Annotated in this window: 18 protein-coding genes and 1 pseudogene; 2 read left to right on the top strand and 17 right to left on the bottom strand. The window is 76.0% G+C overall.

The features are described from left to right. Window positions 1–30: 30 nt before the first annotated feature. The 5 genes and pseudogenes from purM to FHN55_RS04985 all read right to left on the bottom strand — a co-directional run bounded on the left by purM (window position 31) and on the right by FHN55_RS04985 (window position 4,220). On the bottom strand, window positions 31–1,182 hold the full coding sequence (gene purM, locus FHN55_RS05005; protein ID WP_139711131.1) for a phosphoribosylformylglycinamidine cyclo-ligase: 1,152 nt from the start codon (window positions 1,180–1,182) through the stop codon (window positions 31–33). 67 nt (window positions 1,183–1,249) lie between these two features. Next, on the bottom strand, window positions 1,250–2,836 hold the full coding sequence (purF, locus tag FHN55_RS05000; protein WP_139711130.1) for an amidophosphoribosyltransferase: 1,587 nt from the start codon (window positions 2,834–2,836) through the stop codon (window positions 1,250–1,252). 47 nt (window positions 2,837–2,883) lie between these two features. Continuing rightward, the gene (locus FHN55_RS04995; RefSeq protein ID WP_139711129.1) at window positions 2,884–3,261 is read right to left on the bottom strand and encodes a hypothetical protein; all 378 of its coding nucleotides are present in this window, start codon (window positions 3,259–3,261) and stop codon (window positions 2,884–2,886) included. Beyond that, window positions 3,258–3,557, bottom strand: a pseudogene (locus FHN55_RS23575) (sterol carrier family protein); the annotation flags it as partial. The gene FHN55_RS04995 and the pseudogene FHN55_RS23575, both read right to left, overlap by 4 nt. Before the next feature lie 201 nt (window positions 3,558–3,758). Continuing rightward, window positions 3,759–4,220, bottom strand: a complete 462-nt coding sequence (locus FHN55_RS04985; protein ID WP_180357646.1) for a hypothetical protein — start codon at window positions 4,218–4,220, stop codon at window positions 3,759–3,761. A gap of 47 nt (window positions 4,221–4,267) precedes the next feature. Here FHN55_RS04985 and FHN55_RS04980 point away from each other — a divergent pair, with 47 nt between their 5' ends. Then, window positions 4,268–4,537 carry a hypothetical protein gene (locus FHN55_RS04980; protein ID WP_139711126.1) on the top strand — a complete coding sequence of 90 codons (270 nt, stop codon included), beginning with the start codon at window positions 4,268–4,270 and terminating at the stop codon, window positions 4,535–4,537. Between the two features lie 319 nt (window positions 4,538–4,856). Here the strand turns inward: FHN55_RS04980 and purL are convergent, their stop codons facing one another. The 7 genes from purL to purS all read right to left on the bottom strand — a co-directional run bounded on the left by purL (window position 4,857) and on the right by purS (window position 12,184). Further along, complete coding sequence (gene purL, locus FHN55_RS04975) at window positions 4,857–7,163, bottom strand: phosphoribosylformylglycinamidine synthase subunit PurL (protein ID WP_218974354.1); 2,307 nt, start codon at window positions 7,161–7,163, stop codon at window positions 4,857–4,859. A 47-nt stretch (window positions 7,164–7,210) separates the two neighbouring features. Next, on the bottom strand, window positions 7,211–7,972 hold the full coding sequence (locus FHN55_RS04970; protein ID WP_180357645.1) for a hypothetical protein: 762 nt from the start codon (window positions 7,970–7,972) through the stop codon (window positions 7,211–7,213). Beyond that, complete coding sequence (locus FHN55_RS22540) at window positions 7,969–9,447, bottom strand: hypothetical protein (RefSeq protein WP_180357644.1); 1,479 nt, start codon at window positions 9,445–9,447, stop codon at window positions 7,969–7,971. The genes FHN55_RS04970 and FHN55_RS22540 overlap by 4 nt, the downstream gene beginning before the upstream one ends. Before the next feature lie 58 nt (window positions 9,448–9,505). Further along, window positions 9,506–10,069: an RNA polymerase sigma factor gene (locus FHN55_RS04965; protein ID WP_218974353.1), complete on the bottom strand. Its 564-nt coding sequence runs from the start codon at window positions 10,067–10,069 to the stop codon at window positions 9,506–9,508. Next, window positions 10,066–11,142: a hypothetical protein gene (locus tag FHN55_RS04960; RefSeq protein WP_139711124.1), complete on the bottom strand. Its 1,077-nt coding sequence runs from the start codon at window positions 11,140–11,142 to the stop codon at window positions 10,066–10,068. Before FHN55_RS04960 ends, FHN55_RS04965 begins: the two co-directional genes overlap by 4 nt. A gap of 68 nt (window positions 11,143–11,210) precedes the next feature. Continuing rightward, window positions 11,211–11,912 carry a phosphoribosylformylglycinamidine synthase subunit PurQ gene (gene purQ, locus FHN55_RS04955; protein WP_139711123.1) on the bottom strand — a complete coding sequence of 234 codons (702 nt, stop codon included), beginning with the start codon at window positions 11,910–11,912 and terminating at the stop codon, window positions 11,211–11,213. Continuing rightward, entirely contained in the window at window positions 11,909–12,184 is a 276-nt protein-coding gene (gene purS / locus FHN55_RS04950) for a phosphoribosylformylglycinamidine synthase subunit PurS (RefSeq protein WP_139711122.1), read from the bottom strand. The genes purQ and purS overlap by 4 nt, the downstream gene beginning before the upstream one ends. A 54-nt stretch (window positions 12,185–12,238) precedes the next feature. Here purS and FHN55_RS04945 point away from each other — a divergent pair, with 54 nt between their 5' ends. After that, window positions 12,239–12,907: an MBL fold metallo-hydrolase gene (locus FHN55_RS04945; protein ID WP_139711121.1), complete on the top strand. Its 669-nt coding sequence runs from the start codon at window positions 12,239–12,241 to the stop codon at window positions 12,905–12,907. A gap of 59 nt (window positions 12,908–12,966) precedes the next feature. Here FHN55_RS04945 and FHN55_RS04940 read toward each other — a convergent pair whose 3' ends face one another. From FHN55_RS04940 to FHN55_RS04920, 5 genes are all read right to left on the bottom strand, one after another. Further along, complete coding sequence (locus FHN55_RS04940; protein ID WP_139711120.1) at window positions 12,967–14,436, bottom strand: MFS transporter; 1,470 nt, start codon at window positions 14,434–14,436, stop codon at window positions 12,967–12,969. 65 nt (window positions 14,437–14,501) lie between these two features. Further along, window positions 14,502–15,968 carry an NAD(P)/FAD-dependent oxidoreductase gene (locus FHN55_RS04935; protein ID WP_139711218.1) on the bottom strand — a complete coding sequence of 489 codons (1,467 nt, stop codon included), beginning with the start codon at window positions 15,966–15,968 and terminating at the stop codon, window positions 14,502–14,504. Window positions 15,969–16,021: 53 nt separating this feature from the next. Then, the gene (locus FHN55_RS04930; RefSeq protein WP_139711119.1) at window positions 16,022–16,963 is read right to left on the bottom strand and encodes a phosphoribosylaminoimidazolesuccinocarboxamide synthase; all 942 of its coding nucleotides are present in this window, start codon (window positions 16,961–16,963) and stop codon (window positions 16,022–16,024) included. Next, window positions 16,960–18,024, bottom strand: a complete 1,065-nt coding sequence (locus FHN55_RS04925) for a hypothetical protein (protein WP_139711118.1) — start codon at window positions 18,022–18,024, stop codon at window positions 16,960–16,962. Before FHN55_RS04925 ends, FHN55_RS04930 begins: the two co-directional genes overlap by 4 nt. Next, entirely contained in the window at window positions 18,021–18,851 is an 831-nt protein-coding gene (locus FHN55_RS04920) for a hypothetical protein (protein WP_139711117.1), read from the bottom strand. Before FHN55_RS04920 ends, FHN55_RS04925 begins: the two co-directional genes overlap by 4 nt. Between the last annotated feature and the right edge of the window lie 19 nt (window positions 18,852–18,870).

The following is an 18,870-nucleotide window of genomic DNA, read 5'->3' as shown; positions in this document are numbered from 1 at the left end:
GGCCCGCAGCGCGGTGCCAGACCCCTCCGCTCACGCGGGGTGGTCTCCGACCAGACGCGCACCGCCACCGTCCACTCCCTTGGAGCCCCGGACGGTGGCGGTCGCTTCTGCGTCCGCACCTGAGACCGCGCCGGCCACCCACGCCCGGACGCCGGCGGTCCGCAGCACCTCCACCGCCTGGTCAGCAGCCTCAGGGGCCAGCAGCGCGAGCATGCCGACGCCCTGGTTCCAGGTCACCTCGGCGTCCTCGCGGCTGACGCCTCCGAGGTCCGCCAGCACCCGGAAGACCGGTTGCGGGGTCCACGTCGACCTGTCCACCTCCGCGTCGAGGTGGGTGGGGAGCACGCGCGCGAGGTTGGCCGCGAGGCCCCCGCCGGTCACGTGCGAGAACGCGTGGAGCTGCTCGCTCAGGGCGTCCGCCAGGGCCAGGCACGGCCTCGTGTAGAGGGCGGTCGGCTCCAGCAGCTCCTCGCCGACGGTGCGCCCCAGCTCCTCCACGTGGCGCTCGTAGCCCCACCCGGCGTCGGCCAGCAGGCGGCGCACCAGGGAGTAGCCGTTGGAGTGGAGCCCGGAGCTGGCCATGGCCAGCACCACGTCTCCCGCGCGCACCCGGTCGGGACCGAGCAGCGCGTGCGCGTCGACCACGCCGGTGGCGGCACCGGCCACGTCGTACTCGTCGGGCCCCAGGAGACCGGGGTGCTCCGCGGTCTCACCGCCCACGAGCGCCGCGCCGACCTCCTCGCAGGCCCGCGCGACGCCCCCGACCACGGCGGCGATGCGCTCGGGGACCACACGGCCGCAGGCGATGTAGTCCGTCATGAACAGCGGGCGGGCGCCGCAGACCACGAGGTCGTCGACCACCATCGCCACGAGGTCCTGGCCGACGGTGCCGTGCAGGTCCAGGGCCTGCGCCACGGCCACCTTGGTGCCCACGCCGTCGGTGCTCGTGGCCAGCAGCGGGCGGCGGTAGCCGAGCAGCGCACTGGCGTCGAACAGCCCCGCGAAGCCGCCGGCCCCGCCGAGCACCTGCGCCCCGTGGGTGCGCGCCACCGCCTCCTTCATGAGGACGACGGCGCGGTCACCGGCCTCGACGTCCACGCCCGCCGCGGCGTACGCGCCCGGCGCGGGAGCGGAGGGCGGCGTCGCCGTCGAGGAGGGGGCGGACGGGGTGGAGGTGCTCATGGCGGGGTCAGGCTCCAAGGCGGGCTCGTGGGGGCGGCGGGACAGCGGGACGGCGGGCACGGGGCGCTCACTGCTGAGCGGCGGGCTCCACGCGTCCGAGGTCACCGCGGTCGATGGCGACGCCGAGGGGCACGCCCTCTCCGGGCGCGGCGGGCTCACCCTGCGCGGGTTCGTCGTGCACGGGCCCGGCCGCTGCTCCACGAGCGACCGGACGTCCCTCGTCGGGGACGCCGGCGGGGTAGCTGCCGGTGAAGCAGGCGGTGCAGAGGCGCTCGCGCGGCTGGCCGCTGGCCGCGACCATCCCGTCGAGGGAGATGTGTCCGAGGCTGTCGGCGCCCAGGCTGTGCCGGACCTCCTCCACCCCGAGGCCGGAGGCGATGAGCTCGGCGCGGGTGGCGAAGTCGATGCCGTAGAAGCACGGCCACTGCACGGGCGGGGACGAGATGCGCACGTGCACCTCGGCCGCGCCCGCCTCGCGCAGCATGCGGACCAGGGCGCGCTGGGTGTTGCCGCGCACGATCGAGTCGTCGATGACCACGAGGCGCTTGCCGGCGATGACGTCGCGCAGCGGGTTGAGCTTGAGGCGGATGCCCAGCTGGCGGATGGTCTGGTTGGGCTGGATGAACGTGCGCCCGACGTAGGCGTTCTTCACCAGGCCCTGCCCGTAGGGGATCCCGGAGGCCTGCGCGTAGCCGATGGCCGCGGGGGTGCCGGACTCCGGGGTCGGGATGACGAGGTCGGCCTCGACGGGGTGCTCCGCCGCCAGGCGCCGCCCCATCTCGACCCGGGCCTCGTGGACGCCGCGGCCGGCGATGGAGGTGTCGGGGCGGGCCAGGTAGACGTACTCGAACACGCACCCGCGAGGGGTTGCCTCGGCGAAGCGGGAGAAGCGCAGGCCGTCGGCGTCGACGGCCACCAGCTCGCCCGGCTCCACCTCGCGGACGAAGGAGGCGCCCACGATGTCGAGGGCGGCGGTCTCGCTGGCCACCACCCACCCGCGCTCCAGGCGGCCGAGCACCAGCGGGCGGACGCCGTGCGGGTCACGGGCGGCGTAGAGCGTGGTCTCGTCCATGAAGACGAGCGAGAAGGCGCCCTTGAGCTGCGGCAGCACTTCCAGCGCGGTCGCCTCGAGGGTGCGGTCGGGGTCTCCTGCCAGCAGCGCCGTCACGAGGGCGGTGTCGGTGGTGTTGCCGCGGGCGACCTCACCGGCCTCCGGCTCGCCGCGCGCCTCGGCGCGCTCGGCCACGAGGCGGCGCAGGTGCGAGGTGTTGGTGAGGTTGCCGTTGTGGGCGAGGGCCACGGTGCCGGCGGCGGTGGCGCCGAGCGTGGGCTGCGCGTTCTCCCAGCGGCTGGCGCCGGTGGTGGAGTAGCGCGTGTGGCCGATGGCCACGGACCCCTTCAGCGCCTCCAGCGAGGCCTCGTCGAAGACCTGGGAGACGAGCCCCATGTCCTTGTAGACGAGGATCTGCTCGCCACTGCTCGTGGCGATGCCGGCGCTCTCTTGGCCGCGGTGCTGCAGCGCGTAGAGGCCGAAGTAGGTGAGCCGCGCGACGTCTTCTCCGGGGGCCCAGACGCCGAAGACGCCGCAGGCGTCCTGCGGCCCCTTCTCGCCGGGGAGGACGTCGTGGCTGAGTCGACCGTCGGGGCGAGCCACGCGACCATGCTCCCACAGAGCGGACGCTGCTCGCGCCGCCGCGAGCCTCAGTCCCGCCGACGGCCCTGCCCGCGCGGGGCCGCGCCGCCCTGCGGAGGGGCCTGGCGACTCCCCCGGTCGCGGTCCTCCTGGCGCCGCTGCTGGCGCTCGAGCACCGCACCCGCCACGACCGCGGCCAGACCGCCGACCAGGGCTCCGAGCAGGCCGAGCGCCACCACGAGGTAGCCCAGGGTGGAGGCGTAGCCGTACTCGGTGGCCGGCTCGCTGAAGGTGAGCCCGAGGGCCACGACGGCGCCGAGGAGCGCGCCGCCCACCAGGAACACGCCGTAGCGGGGGCTGCGGTTCACCCGGACGCGGCGCGGCGGCTCGGGGCGCTGGAGCCGCTCGGGGTGCTGCTCGGGCTGGTCGGGCTGGTCGGCGCTCACGCGGCACCCGCCGGGACCAGGGGGAGCAGGTCCGACAGGTCGGCCCGAGAACCGCTGGCGCGCACCCGGCCGGCGTCGACGGCCTCGGCCCAGCGCAGGTCTCCGGTGGCCAGCGACAGCCAGGTGGCGGCGTCGGTCTCGACCACGTTGGGCGGTGTGCCGCGCGTGTGGCGCGGGCCCTCGACGCACTGCACCACGCCGAACGGCGCCACGCGCACCTCCACGCTGTGGCCGGGGGCGCGCTCGGCGAGGTCCTCGAGGGTGGACCGGACGGCGGTGGCCGTCGTCGTCCTGTCGGCGGCGGAGGGGTCGGACCGCCAGCGGCTCAGCGCCTCGCGGCCGGCCGCGGGATCGGTGCGTCGACGGGCTGGCACGCCTCCCACTGTCTCACCGCTCACCGACCCCCTCACCCCCTCCCACCGTGATCATGGACGGTCGGCCACCCCTCCCACCGTGATCATGGGCGTCCGCCACCCTCACCACGTCCGCTGACGGATCTACGGCTCCATCCCCAGCAGCTCCCCGAACGCCAGCTCCAGCTCCAGCGACCGCCCCAGCACCGCACCCTTGCGCGCCGGCAGCACCCGCCACCCGAACTCCCGCTCCAGCCGGAGCCGGCGCGCATCGTCGGCATCCCGCTGCTCCTGCGTGGAGTGGAACTCCTCCCCGTCGTACTCACCAGCCTTGCGCAACCCCTCCCACCCCAGCTCCAACCGCATCGCACCCGGCCGATGCTCCGGCACCCAGACCTGCACGTCAGGACGCGGGAAGCCCGCATCCAGCAGCCGCAGCCGGAACCACGACTCCCCGTAGGACTCTGCGCCACCGTCCATGTGCACGATGAGGTAGCGCGCCTGCCCTACGCCGCGGTCGCCCTTGAACTCCTCGATGCGCACCCGCAGCACCTCGGGGTCGACCAGTCCGAGCCGGTCCATGCGGTCCAGCACTGCCAGCGCCATCGGCGGGGACAGGTAGCGGGCGCAGTCCAGCGCCGTGCGCTCGGGGGGTGGTGACCAGCACCCCGCCGACCTCCATGACGTCGTGCGCGGCCAGCGGCGCCTCGAAGATCGACGCCCCGCGCCACTTCGGGGTGCGGTTGCTGGCCGGCACCAGGCCCTGCAGAGGCACCGGGGAGGTGTCCAGCGCCGGTCCGCGCGGGTCGACCCCGTGGACCACGGCGGCCGTGGCCCGGCAGCGGACGACGTGGGGCGGCAGCGCGAGGGACGACGCCTGGGCCACGGCGAGCGGGTCGCCGACGAGCCGCGCGTCCAGGTAGACCCCCCACAACGGCTGGACGACGGCGCCGCCGGCGAGCAGGGCCGCCAGCTGGTGCCGCGTCCGGCCCACCTCCGCCAGCGTCGACCGGGTGAAGGGAGGGAGGACGTCAGCCAGGACGGGAAGCCGCACCACCGCTGCAGCGTGGCGCCACCGGGCCCACCCCTGCCCGCGGCAGCGTCGAGCCTGTGGACGACCTGCCGCGCGGAGGCGACGACGCGGCCGACTGCCCATGATCACGGACGGTCTGGTGGCCGACTGCCCATGATCACGGACGGTCTGGTGGCCGTTCGTCCATGATCACGGACGGGGAGGGGGGGTCAGGAGCCGAAGACCTCGGGGAGGGTCCGGGTGTGCACGGCGCGCAGCTCCGACAGCGGCACCGTGAAGAGCGGGGCGTCGGCGGAGACGTCGAGCACCGCCTCCTCGCCGGCCGCCTCCACGCCGTCGGTCACGCCGATGCGCAGGTGCGCGATCCCGCGGGCGCTGCACATGTCGGTGAAGCGCACCTCCTCCTCGCGGGGGACGGCGACGACGACGCGACCGGCCGACTCGCTGAACAGCGCGGTGGCTGCGTCGACGCCGTCGCGCTCGCACAGCTCGCCCAGCCACACGCGGGCACCGACGCCGCGGCGCAGGCAGCCCTCGACCAGGGCCTGCGAGAGGCCGCCCTCGGACAGGTCGTGCGCGGCGTCCACCAGGCCGTCGCGCGAGGAGTTGACCAGCACCGAGGCGAGCACCTTCTCGTGCTCGAGGTCCACAGCCGGCGGCAGACCGCCGAGGTGGCCGTGCACCTCCCAGGCCCACTCCGAGCCCGACAGCTCCTCGCGGGTGGTGCCCAGCAGGTAGATCTGCTGGCCGGACTCGGCCCAGCCCGACGGGGTGCGGCGGGCGACGTCGTCGAGGACGCCCAGCACGCCCACCACCGGCGTCGGGTGGATCGGCTCGTGGCCGGTCTGGTTGTAGAAGCTGACGTTGCCCCCGGTCACCGGCACGCCGAGCTCGACGCAGGCGTCGGCGAGCCCCGTGACGGCCTCGGAGAACTGCCACATGACGCCCGGGTCCTCCGGGGAGCCGAAGTTGAGGCAGTCGGTGACGGCCAGCGGCACCGCACCGGCGGTGGCGACGTTGCGGTAGGACTCCGCGAGCGCCAGCTGCGCGCCGACCCGCGGGTCGAGGTGGGCGAAGCGGCCGTTGGCGTCCAGCGACACCGCCACGCCGAGGCCGCTCTCCTCGTCCACGCGCACCACGCCGGCGTCGTCGGGCATGGCCAGGGCGGTGTTGCCGAGCACGTACCGGTCGTACTGGTCGGTGATCCAGGCGCGGCTGCAGAGGTTGGCGGAGCCGGCCAGCTGCAGCACCTGCCCGCGCAGCTCCTCACCGGAGGTCGGGCGCTCCAGCGCCTCGGCCGGGTCGGCCTGGAGCACGTCCATGTCGGCCGGGCGGGCCCACGGGCGGACGTAGACGGGGCCCTCGTGGGCGACGGTGCGCGGCGGCACGTCGACCACGGTCTCGCCGTTCCAGGTGATCTGCAGCCGGCCGGTGCCGGTCACCTCGCCGATGACGGTGGCCTCCACCTCCCACTTGGAGGTGATGGCCAGGAACGCGTCGAGGTGGTGCGGCTCCACCACGGCCATCATCCGCTCCTGCGACTCGCTCATCAGCACCTCCTCCGGGCGCAGCGAGGAGTCGCGCAGCGGCACCGCGTCGAGGCGGACGGCCATGCCGCCGTCCCCGGCAGAGGCGAGCTCGGAGGTGGCGCAGGACAGGCCGGCGCCGCCGAGGTCCTGGATGCCGGCGACCACACCGGCGTGGAAGAGCTCCAGGCAGCACTCGATGAGCAGCTTCTCGGCGAACGGGTCGCCCACCTGCACGGCGGGCCGCTTCGACGGACCGCCCTCGTCGAAGGTCTCCGAGGCGAGAACGGACACGCCGCCGATGCCGTCTCCGCCGGTGCGGGAGCCGAACAGCACCACGAGGTTGCCCTCGCCGGTGGCGTTGGCCAGGTGGATGTCCTCGTGGCGCATGGTGCCCACGCACAGCGCGTTCACCAGGGGGTTGCCCTGGTAGACCGGGTCGAAGATGACCTCGCCGCCGACGTTGGGCAGGCCCAGGCAGTTGCCGTACCCGCCGACACCGGCGACGACGCCGGGCACCACGCGGGCGGTGTCGGGGTGGTCGAGCGCGCCGAAGCGCAGGGAGTCCATGACGGCGACGGGCCGGGCGCCCATGGCCAGGATGTCGCGCACGATGCCGCCGACGCCGGTCGCCGCGCCCTGGTGGGGCTCGACGTAGCTGGGGTGGTTGTGGCTCTCCACCTTGAAGGTGACCGCCCAGCCGTCGCCGATGTCGACGACGCCGGCGTTCTCGCCGATGCCCACCAGCAGCTTCTCGCGCATCGCGTCGGTGGTCTTGACCCCGAACTGGCGCAGGTGCGTCTTGGAGGACTTGTAGGAGCAGTGCTCGCTCCACATGACCGAGTACATGGCCAGCTCGCACGCGGTGGGGCGGCGGCCGAGGATCGTGCAGATCCGCTCGTACTCGTCGTCCTTGAGCCCGAGCTCGCCGTAGGGCAGCTCGTGGTCGGGCGTCGCTGCGGCGTGGTCCACGGTGTCGAGCAGGCTCACGTGCCCAGAGCGTAGTGACCTGCGTGGACGCGTCAGAACACCGCAGGTCAGGACGACGACGAGGCCGCTGTCGAGCGCTCCGCCCGCTGCGCGACCCGCGCCAGCAGCGCCGGTAGTCCCGGTGCGGCCAGCTCCCACGCCGCCTGCGCCGTCGGTGCGCTGCACTGCCCCGCCCGGACGACGAGCGCCGTGGACCCGTCGACGGCGAAGCCCCCGACCTGCCACTGCGGCAGCGGCCTCGTGCCCGGACCGCCCCCGCTGTGGGGCACTTCCCAGGGCCGCACGACCGCCGTCACCTCCGGCCCGCCGTCGGCTCCCGGCTGCTCGGGCAGGACGACGGCCTCCCGGCACGTCGCCTCCGCGGCGACGGCGCCGTCGACCCACGCCTGCGCCCCGCCGCCCTCGCCGTCGGGCCAGCGCAGCACGTCGAGGGTGGCGTACTGGGGCGAGGTGCCCTGCCACCACTGCTCCGCGCGGTGCTCGACGGTGACCGGCCCCGACGGCGCCGGCATGGCCGCAGCCGACGACGCCGGGTCGGCACCGCACCGCGCGCGCAGGAGGCTCAGCTCCCACAGGTCGTCTCTGAGCTCCCACCGGGGACGCAGCCCGGCGTCGGCCGACAGGCCGGGGAGCGCGCCGTCGAGGTCGTCCGTGGTCAGCAGGGGACCGGGCGGCAGCGGGTCCGGCGCCTGCGAGGTGCCCGCCGGGGGCGTGCGGGCCGTCACGCCCCCGGCGCACCCGGTCAGCAGGAGGACGACCACGAGCGCCGCCGCGCCGCCGCGCGCGGCTGGGGCGGCGCCGGGGCTCACGAGCGCTCCAGCGCTGCGGTGTCGGCGCGGACGACGTTCGCCACCACCCGCCTCGTCAGCGCCGCCGCCGACGTGGCGGCGGCGTCTGCCTGGGCCTCGGTGGCGCCTGCGGCCAGGCGCACGCGCACCCGCACGGCGGTCGGACCACCGGTGGTGGCGACCTGCACGCGCCACGCACCGTCGTCGTCGGCGGTGACGGCTGCGCTGGACCACGTGCCCGGCAGCGCGCCCGCGGCGGCGGTGTGCGCCCGCGGGCAGTCGGCCGCGTCGGTGCTGACGGCGTCGGCCCACGCGTACCCCGCGGGCGATCCGGGCGCAGCCACCGCGTCGGGTGACCAGCGCAGGACGTCGACGTCGACGAGGAGGGCAGGCGGGCCGTCCTGCCGAGCGGTCCCCTCGGGCACCCAGAGGCCACCCACCTCGGACGGCTGCTCGGCGGTCCCGAGCGGCAGCCACGTCCCCGGGTCGCACCACGAGAGGAGCCACCCGCCGCCGACGGCCGCCTCACCGACGCCCTCCCACGCACCGCTGTCGGGGAAGGCGGCGGCCACGTCGCCGGCGCTGTCCAGCAGCACCTCCGGCGGCGGGCCGACGGTGTGCAGCGGAGGGACGGCCTCCCGCACGGCGTCGTCGTCGAAGGGCGCGAGCGCAGTGTCGTCGACACCGCTGAGGCGCACGGCGTCGTCGGCGTCCTGCACCCGGGCAGCCGTCACCTCCAGCAGCGCCGCCACGGAGGCGCCCGCGGCCCCAGCTGACGCACCCGCCTCGGTGAGCTCGACCTGCAGGGCCGTCGCCCCGACCGCCACGAGCGCCACCGCGCTCCACCGGACGCCGGGCCCGTCCCCCGGAGCCAGGTCCGCGCCGCTGCCCGTCCACGACCGGGCGACCACCACCACGTCAGCGCCGCCACCGGCGGACGCTCCGCCGCTCTCCGCCGTCCCCAGGGGGTCGACGACGACGGCGCCCTCGCAGCGCTCGGCCTCGGCGGCGACGTCTGCCACCCATGCGGATGCGGCCTGCCCGCTGTCGTCCCAGCGCAGGGCCTCGGTGGTGGCGAACTGGCTGGGCCCTTCCAGGCTCACGACACCGCGGGCCCAGGCCTGCGTCACCTCCCCGCTGGGGGCGGTCCCGGCGGCAGCGGTCGGCCCTCCGTCGTCGCCGAACGGTCCGCGCTCGCACTGGCGGCGCAGCCACGCGGACTGCATGTCGACCATCGCCTGGTGCCAGCGGTCCGCTGCGGAACCGCCGGGGAGCGCCTCGTCGAGATCGGCGGCCTGCAGCAGCCGGCGACGCGACGCCAGGGGAGGTGGGGAGGCCCACCGGGCGGTGTCGTGCAGTGCCGAGTGCGCGACGCCGCCGACCGTCGCCACCCCCGCGGCCCCTGGGTCGACGACCGCGGTGGACGGGCCGCAAGCGGCCAGCGCCGGGGACAGCACGGCGGCGGCACCGAGCGCGAAGGCCCTCGCGAGGATCACGTGCGCAAGACGCGGCGGAAGAACACCCCGTTGCAGGCGGGTGCCAGCAGCGCCGCCGTCAGCGGGCGGGCTCGGTGGAGCCCTCTCCACCCAGCAGCACGCCGTCGCGGCGCAGTGCGGCCAGGCCGCGCGCGGCGCTGCTGCGCACCGTCGCCTGGGCCATGCCGAGCAGGTCGGCGATCTCCGCGTCGGGCAGCTGCTCGTAGTAGCGCAGCACCAGCACCGCCCGGTGCCGCGGCGGCAGGCGGCGCAGCGCGCTGAGCAGCGCGTCGCGGTCGCCACGGTGGCCGGCGCCGTCGTCGACGCCCCCGGCCACCGGCTCGGGCAGCTCCTCGGGCTCGGTCGTCCGCTCGCGGCGCGTGGAGGCCCGCCGCCAGAAGCTCATCGCCTGGTTGACGAGCATCCGGTTGACGTACGCGGCCGGGTCGGACGCAGCGCTCACCTTCTCCCAGCTGACCAGGGCCTTGGCCAGCACCTCCTGCACGAGGTCCTCCGCGTCCGCCTCGGAGCGCACCAGGCCCCGGGCCATGGACAGCAGCGGGCCGCTGCGGGCGGCCACGAGGTCCTCGAAGCCCCGCGCCTCGGAGGTGCGGGGCCGGTGGAACAGGGAGACGACGCTCACGGCGCCCCCGCGGAGGGCAGCGGAGCGGAGAAGGAGGCCGCACCGCCGGTGGCGCGCTGGACGGCGGTGCGCACGGCGGGGACGAGCGCGTCGTAGGCGGCCTGCGCGCTGGGCGCGTCGGAGGTCACCTGCAGCTGGACCACCTCGCTGCCGACGGCGACGAGCACCTGCAGCGTCGGCGACCCCTGGCCGGACGTCGACGCCAGCACGAGCGCCTGCCCGCCGTCGGGCGTCACGGCGCTCGCGTCGAGCTCGGTGGTCGGCTCGGTGCCCTCCGGGCCCGGACCGGTGCAGCCGGCCGCCGCCTGCCGGACCCGGTCGAGGGCGTACGTCGCGGCAGCGGGCTCGGGGACGACGGCGACGCGCTCCACCACGCCCGGCGGCTCCGCCGCGGACGCCGAGGGTGCGGCGACCAGGTCGACCCGCCACAGCTGCGGCGCCTCCACGGAGCCAGCGTCCCCGTCGACGCACGCGCCCAGCGTCAGACCGGGGGTGGACTCCGGGGCCGGCGCGGACTCCTGGACCGGCACCGAGAAGGCGCCGGACAGGTCGGCGGCGGTGAGCATCGACGCCTCGCTGAGCGTCGGCACGTCGGCCGCTGCCGAGTTGGCCGTGGTGCCGGTGGCGCGGTCCTGCAGCGCGGTGGGGCCCGAGGCGCTGGCGGCGGGTGCCGCAGCACCCCCGGATCCACCCGAGTCCCCGCTCTCGGCGCTGGAGCCCGCTCCGCCACCCGCCGAGCTGCTCTGCGCACCGCCCAGCGACAGGTCGAGCCCGGGCAGCACGAGGCTGCCGACGAAGACCGCCACCGCCGCGGCTGCCGCGGCGCCCCCCAGCACCGTCGCCCGGCGGCGCCGCTGCAGCTGGGCCGCCCGGCGCTCGACCGCCGACAGCAGCGCGGACGGCCGCGGCGGCCGCTGCCCGGCAGCGCCGCCCGCCGTCGCCGTCGTCCTGCTCCCCGGAGTGGACGGGGTGTCCGTGCCGTCGAGGGCGGCGCGGAAGGCGCGCGCGACGTCCTCGGGGCCCTCGTCGGGGTCCCCTCCGGTGCGCCCGGTCAGGTCGGTCGGTCGGTCCACTCGACTAGGACGCCCCCACTCGGCCCGCTGTGGCAGTGCGGTGCGTCACCACCCGAGCGGCCGACGGCTCAGGCGCTCGCGAGCGCCTGGAGCACGGAGGTGAAGAAGCCCAGGCCGTCGGTGCCGTTCCCGCTGGCGCCGCCGCCCTGCTCGGTCGGCCCGTAGCCAGGCTCGGTGGCGTGCTCGGGGTGCGGCATGAGGCCCACGACGCGCCCGGAGGCGTCGCGGACGCCGGCGATGTCGCGCTGGGAGCCGTTGGGGTTGCCGCCGAGGTAGCGGAAGACGACGCGGCCCTCGCCCTCGAGCTCGTCGAGGGTGCGCTGGTCGGCGTTGTAGCCGCCCTCGCCGTTCTTGAGCGGGATGACGATCTCCTGGCCGTCCTCGAACGACGAGGTCCAGGCGGTGGAGGCGTCCTCGACGCGCAGGCGCTGGTCGCGGCAGACGAAGGTGCGCACGTCGTTGCGGACGAGCGCGCCGGGCAGCAGCCCGGCCTCGCACAGCACCTGGAAGCCGTTGCAGATGCCCAGCACGGGCATGCCGCCGCGGGCCGCCTCGACGACGGTCCCCATGACGGGCGCGATGCTGGCGATGGCGCCGGCGCGCAGGTAGTCGCCGTAGGAGAAGCCGCCCGGCAGGACGACGGCGTCGACCCCGCGCAGGTCGGCGTCGGCGTGCCACAGCGCCACGGCCTCCCCGCCGCCGCGGACCACGGCGCGCGCGGCGTCGCGGTCGTCCAGGGAGCCGGGGAAGGTGACGACGCCGATCTTCACGCCGACGCCCCGGCCGTCACCTCGGCGTCGGCGTCGACGACGGCCACGACGTCCTCGATGACGGGGTTGGCGAGGAGCTGCTCGGCGGCCCGGCGGGCCTGCGCGAGGACCTCGTCCGTCACCGGCCCCTCGACCACCAGCTCGAACCGCTTGCCCTGCCGCACGTCCACGAACCCGGTCAGGCCGAGGCGCGGCAGCGCCGCTGCCACCGCCTTCCCCTGGGGGTCGAGGATCTCGGGCTTCGGCATCACCTGGACCAGCACGCGTCCCACGGGTGAGCAGCCTAGAGGGTCGCGGCGGGTGCTCCGTCGGTCCACGATGCAGCCATGCGCATCTCGCACCTCGGACACGCCTGCCTGCTCGTGGAGGCGGCCGGCAGCCGCGTGCTCGTCGACCCGGGCACCTTCTCCACCGGCTGGGAGGAGCTGGGCGACCTCGACGCCGTGGTCGTCACCCACCAGCACCCCGACCACGTGGACGTCGAGAAGCTGCCGGCGCTGCTGGAGGGGAACGACGGGGTGCTGCTGCGCGCGGAGCCGGAGACCGCGGCGTCCCTGACCGACTCCCGGCTGGGCCAGGACGGCGACGTGGACCTGGCCGCGTTCCACCCGGGCGAGGTGCTGCAGCTGGGGGCGCTGACGGTGCGCGCCGTCGGCGGGCAGCACGCGGTGATCCACCCGGAGGTGCCCCGCGTGGGCAACACGGGCCTGGTGGTCAGCGCGCCCGGTGAGCCGGTGCTGTTCGTGCCGGGCGACGCCTACGACACGACCCCCGAGGGCGTGGACGTGCTGGCCCTGCCGCTCAACGCCCCGTGGGCCACCTCGGCGATGACGGTCGGCTTCCTGCGCGCGGTCGCCCCGGCGGTGGCGGCGGTGCCGGTGCACGACGCGCTGCTGTCGGCGGTCGGCCGCAAGGGCTACCTGGCCAACATCGGCCGGCTGTGCGGCGACGTGGACATCAGGGACGACGGCGGCCGCGGCGTCCACGAGTTCTGACCAGCCTCGGTGATCATGGGCGATCGGCCACCTGGGTGGCCGATCGCCCATGACCACGGTCAGGAGCGCTGTGCGGAGGAGGAGCCGAGCGGGTCGGCGATGTCCTCCAGCGACTGGTTCTCCGCGTCCACGCCGATGACCGCCTCGACGCCGCCGGCGGCGATCATCAGCGCGGCGCCCAGGTAGTAGCCGAACGCCACCATCGAGACCTGCTCGGTCTCGACCAGGCGGCCGAACAGGACCGGGCCGATGATCCCGCCGATGCCGGTGCCCACCGCGAAGTAGAAGGCGATCGCCATCGCCCGGGTCTCCATGGGGAAGATCTCGCTGACCGTGAGGTAGGCCGAACTCGCACCGGCCGAGGCGAAGAAGAAGACCACCGTCCAGCACGCCGTGAGGCCCCACGCCGACAGGGCCCCGGACTGGAACAGCAGCGCCGTCCCGACCAGCAGCACGCCCGACCCGACGTAGGACAGTGTGATCATCTTGCGGCGCCCGACGGTGTCGAAGAAGCGCCCCAGCAGCAGCGGACCGAGGAAGCTGCCCAGCGCCAGCGGGATGATGTAGAGCCCGGTCTTGGCGCTGTCGACGTCGAAGAACGTCCCGAGCACGAGACCCTGCGTGAAGTAGACGGCGTTGTAGAGGAACGCCTGCCCGATGAACAGGCTCAGGCCCAGCACCGAGCGCTTGCGGTACGTCCCGAAGACGGCGCGCACCACCTCGCCGATGCGCACCGGCGGCCGCTCGGTGATCTCCAGCGAGCGGTCGGGGTCGACCGCGGGCAGCCGGCCCTCCTCCCGCTCCACGGTCTCCTCGACGCCGCTGACCACGCCCTCCGCCTCGTCGTGGCGGCCGTGCAGACTGAGCCACCTCGGGCTCTCGGGCACGTGCCGGCGGACCAGCAGGACGACGAGCCCCAGCAGCGCGCCCGCGCCGAACGCGAGCCGCCACCCCAGCGACGCGGGGAGGATCCCCTCGTCGAGCAGCACCAGCGTCAGCGCCGCACCGGCCGCCCCGCCGATCCAGTACGAGCCGTTGACGAGCAGGTCGATCCGGCCGCGCAGGCGGGCCGGCATGAGCTCGTCGATGGCCGAGTTGATCGCGGCGTACTCCCCACCGATGCCCGCTCCGGCGAGGAAGCGCCACAGGAAGAACATCCACGCCTCGGTGGCGGTGGCCGTGAGCGCCGTGGCGCCGAGGTAGACCAGCAGCGTGACCATGAACAGCTTCTTGCGGCCGTAGCGCTCGGTGAGGACGCCGAAGAAGAGCGCCCCGAGGCAGGCGCCTGCCACGTAGACGGCCGCGGCCACGCCGATGTCGCCGGCGGTCAGCGAGATGCCGCTGCCCGGCTCGGTGAGCCTGTCGGACAGCGCCCCGACGAGGGTCACCTCCAGGCCGTCGAGGATCCACACCGTGCCGAGGCCGACGAGGATGCGCACGTGCCAGGGAGACCACGGCAGCCGGTCGAGGCGCGCGGGGAGGTCGGAGCGGAAGGTGCGCCCCCGAGAGGGCGCCGACGACGTCGTCACGGCGCCGACTGTGGACCCGCTGGGAGGTCTCCGCACGCCGAGGTCCGCAGCGCGCACGCCGCAGCTCAGAGGCCGTAGGCCTCCAGGAGGCGCAGCCAGACCTCGCTGATCGTCGGGTAGCTCGGCACCGCGTGCCACAGGCGCTCCAGCGGCACCTCCCCGACCACCGCGACGGTGGCCGAGTGCAGCAGCTCGGCGGTGTCCGGCCCGACGAACGTCACGCCGACCACCACCCGCCGGTCCTCGTCGACCACCATGCGCGCCCACCCGGTGTACCCGTCGGCGTGCAGGGCGGAGCCGGCGACGGCGATGTCGAGGTCCACGACGCGCGTGCGCAGCCCCGCCTCGCCGGCGGCCGCGGCGGTGAGGCCCACCGACGTCACCTCGGGGTCGGTGAAGGTCACCTGCGTGACGGCGCGCTGCTGGGCGGTGGTGGCGTGGGCGCCCCAGGCGCCGTCGTGCACCCGCTCGCCCTTCGCGCGGGCGGCGATGACGTCTCCGACGGCCCGGGCGACGTACTTGCCCATGTGCGTCAGCGGCGCGTCACCGGTGACGTCGCCGGCGCCGTACAGCCACGGCTCGGGCCCCTGGTCCAGGCCCGTGGCCGCGCCGGTGGTGTCCACCGCGAGCGCGGCATCGGTGGGCAGGCCGACGCTGTCGAGCCCCACGTCGCCCACCGCCGGCCGCCGGCCGGTGGCCACCAGCAGCTCGTCGGCGGTCAGCTCGGTGCCGTCGGCCAGCACGAGCGTCACCGGCCCGTCCTCGCCCTGACGGCCCACCGAGGCGGCCTTCGCGTGGAGCCGCACGTCGACGCCGTCCTCGCGCACCGCGTCGGCCACCAGCTCGCCGGCCCTCGCCTCGTTCTTGCTGAGCAGCGTCGAGGACGCCACGAGGGTCACCCGAGAGCCGAGCCGCGCGAACGCCTGCGCCAGCTCGCAGCCCACCACGCCGGCGCCCAGCACCAAGAGGCTGCCCGGCACCCGCGCCGCGCTGGTGGCCTCCCGGCTGCCCCAGTGAGGGGTGCTGCCGAGGCCGTCGACCGGCGGCAGGGACGGCGTGGAGCCGGTGGCGACGACGACGGCGCGGCGCGCGGCGATCGTCGTCGTCGAGCCGTCGGGGGCGGTGACCTCCACGCGCTTCTCGCCCGCCAGGCGCCCGTGCCCGCGCACCACGGTGATGTCCGCCCCGACGGCCCACTCCACCTGGCCGCCGTCGTCCCACCCGGAGGTGAAGGAGTCGCGCCGGGCCAGCACGGCCGCCGCGTCGACGGAGCCGGTCACGGCCTCGCGCGCGCCCGGCAGGCGGCGGGCGGCGGCGAGCGCCTGCGTCGGGCGGATGAGCGCCTTGGAGGGCATGCACGCCCAGTACGAGCACTCCCCGCCCAGCAGCTCGGTCTCGACGATGACCGCGCTCAGGCCGCCGCGCACGGCGCGCGCGGCGACGTTCTCCCCGACCGGGCCGCCGCCGATGACGACGACGTCGGTCTCGGTGACGTCGGCGGCCGCCGTCGTCCGCTCGTCGGAGGGGTGCAGGTCGTGGGTGTGAGAGGGCGTGGGCACGCGCCCACGCTGCCCGATGGTCGCCGTCAGTGCCAGCGGCGCCCGGTGAGCCGCTCGTACGCCTCGACGTAGCGGGCGCGGGTGCGCTCGACCACGTCGTCGGGCAGCGCCGGCGGCGGCTCGGCCGAGGTGCGCGACCACCCGGAGGCGGGCGAGGTGAGCCAGTCGCGCACGTACTGCTTGTCGAAGCTCGGCTGGGCCCGCCCGGGCTGCCAGCCGTCGGCCGGCCAGAAGCGGGAGGAGTCGGGGGTGAGGAGCTCGTCGCCGAGGACGAGGGAGGCGGGGTCGGCGGGGTCGCCGTCGGGGTCGAGGCCGAACTCGACCTTGGTGTCGGCCAGCAGCACGCCGCGCTCGGCGGCCACCGCGGCACCGCGGGCGTACAGCTCCACGGTGACGTCGCGCAGCTGCGCCCCGCGCTCGGCGCCGACCAGCGCGGCGACCCCGGCCTCGTTGACCGGCTCGTCGTGCAGGCCGACGGCGGCCTTGGTGGTGGGGGTGAACAGGGGGGCGCGCAGCTGGTCGCCGTCCTGGAGGCCGGGGGGCAGCTCCACGCCGGCGAGGGACCCGGTGGCCAGGTACTCGGCGAGCCCGGACCCCGTGAGGTAGCCGCGGGCGATGCACTCCACCGGGAGCATGTCGAGGCGCCGCGCCACCGTCGCGCGGCCCGCGAACTGCGCCGGGACCCCGTGCTCGGGACCGGCGCCCACCACGTGGTGGCGGACCAGGCCCCAGTCCTCCAGCTGCTCGAACCACCACAGGCTCATCGCCGTGAGCAGCGCGCCCTTGTCGGGGATCGGCGTGGCGAGCACGTGGTCGTAGGCGCTGATGCGGTCGCTGGCCACGAGGAGCAGCAGCGACGGGTCCTCGGTGGACGTGTAGAGCTGGCGCACCTTGCCGGCGTGCAGCGGGCGCCACCCCGGCACCTCGGGCTGCTGGTCGGGTGCGGCGTCGCCGGGGAGCGTGGTCACCCGTCAAACCCTGTCAGGGGCGTCCCGCGCAGCGGCGCGGGGGTGGGCAGCCCGCGGGCGAGGTCGGCCGCCCAGCGGACGGCCAGGTCCGCCTGGTCCGCGCTGAGCAGCGGCACGGACGCGGCGGTCCCGTGCGTGCCGACGGCGGTGGCCGCCACCGAGAACGTCCACCGCTGCTCCACCAGGAGCACCGCCTGGTTCACCGTCACCTCGCGGACGGGCGCGGCGTCGCCCGGGCTCCCGAGCAGCAGCTGCCACGTCCTCAGGGCCACGGCGTGCTGCTCCCCGGACGGGCTGGTGGTGGTCCGCACCCGGCAGACCGGCGCGTCGGGGCCGCCGGGCACGGTGACGGCCCCGGGCACGGCGCACGGGTCGGTGACCTCCGGCGTGGACAGCGGCGTGGTGATCCGCCAGGTGACGCTGGAGGTCGGGGCGCTGCCCAGCGCCAGGCCCACCACCTGCGTCCCGGCGGCCGCGGCGACGGGCACGGCCGTCCCCGGGTCGTCCCCGGTCCCGTCGTCCTGGACGGGCCGGGCCGTGCGCTGCGCGTCGAGCAGCCGGGGCGAGCCGTCCCCCAGGCGCTGGGCGGTGGTCCGCTCCGTGCGCGTGGTGGCGGTCGACCAGTCGAGGTCGGGGAGCCGGGGAGCCGCGCCCGCCAGGGCGCTGGCCATGAGGCGCTGCTGGAAGGCGAGGTCCTCCGGGAGCAGCGCGAGGGCGTCCACCTGCCGCCGGTCGTGGTCGGCCGCCGCGCGCTGCTGGGCCTGCCAGGCGCTCAGCCGCTGGGCCTGCAGCTCCGCGGCGAGCAGCTGCTCGCGCTGCTGCTCGTGGCGCACCAGGGACAGGGCCACGAGGACGACGACCGCGGCGGCGCCCGCGGCGAGCAGCAGCCGCCGACGACCTCGCGGCCCGGCCGGGCGGCCGCGAGGGGTGACCGGGGTGACCGCCGCGCCCGTGTCGTCGTCCAGGGCGACGGTCCAGCGGTCGTCGTCGAGGTCGACCAGCCCGCTCAGCGGGTCGTCCTCGCCGGAGGCGGCCCGCGGCCGCGCCGGCCGGTGCTTCACGACCCGCCGGCCGAGGCGAGGAGCGCCGCGGCGGCGGCGCCCAGCGCAGGCCCGTCCAGCACCAGCGGAGCGCCCCCGGTGCTCCACGCGGCCACCGAGGCGGCGCGCCCCTCGCTGACCAGCACCACCTCGCGCACCTGCACCTGCGAGGCGCCCGCACCCGAGGTGCCCTCCCTCAGCGCGGTGCCGCGCACCCCGGACGCCATCACCCGGCAGTCCAGCGCCGGGTCGCCGCCCTGGTCGTAGCCCCACTGGCTGATGCGCACGGACGGCACCAGGCACGGCGTGCCGCCGCTGGCGGCGGGCAGACCCGTCACCAGCCGGTACCCGATCCTCTGCGCCCCCGGCTCACCCGAGGTCCCGGGCCACGCCCCCACGGCCTGCAGGTCGAGCGGCTCGTCCGCGTGAGCGGCGCGGGGGCCGAGGTCGGCCGGCGCCCACACCAGGCCCCCGGAGGCTCCCGCCGGCCAGGGCGTGGGAGCGGCGCCGGGGACGTGCAGCGGCGTGCTCGTCGCGCCGGTGACGGCGTCGGTGACCGCCCTGTTGGCCCACCTCACCTGCTGGACCCGCTGCTCGAGGGCGTTGGCGGCGGCCCTGCCCTCGCTGAGCCGCTGCTCCTCGGCGGCGGCCTGCGCCTGGGCGCGCTGCTCCTCCAGGGCTGAGCGGTGCTGCCACGCCCCGGCGGCGCCGAGGACGGCCACCACCAGCACCGCGAGGAGCGCCGCCGCAGGCCGGCTGGCCCGGCGGCGGGGGGCCCGGGGCGGTCCGGGGGCGTCGTCGGCCGCTGAGAGGTCGACGAGCTCGACCTCGCCTGCGCTGGCGGCCACAGCGCATCATCACCCCGCA

It is taken from the genome of Streptomyces sp. NP160 (assembly GCF_006335115.1).
In the GTDB taxonomy this organism is placed as follows: domain Bacteria; phylum Actinomycetota; class Actinomycetes; order Actinomycetales; family Quadrisphaeraceae; genus Quadrisphaera.
Note: the sequence above shows the minus strand (reverse complement) of the source record. Positions and strands in the feature narration are given on the sequence as shown.

Bases quoted from the DNA above. Each gene is read 5' to 3' on its own strand.
- FHN55_RS04985 (WP_180357646.1), bottom strand. From the start codon at position 4,220: ATGGCGCTGGCAGTGCTGGACCGCATGGACCGGCTCGGACTGGTCGAC.
- purM (WP_139711131.1), bottom strand. From the start codon at position 1,182: ATGAGCACCTCCACCCCGTCCGCCCCCTCCTCGACGGCGACGCCGCCC.
- FHN55_RS04945 (WP_139711121.1), top strand. From the start codon at position 12,239: ATGCGCATCTCGCACCTCGGACACGCCTGCCTGCTCGTGGAGGCGGCC.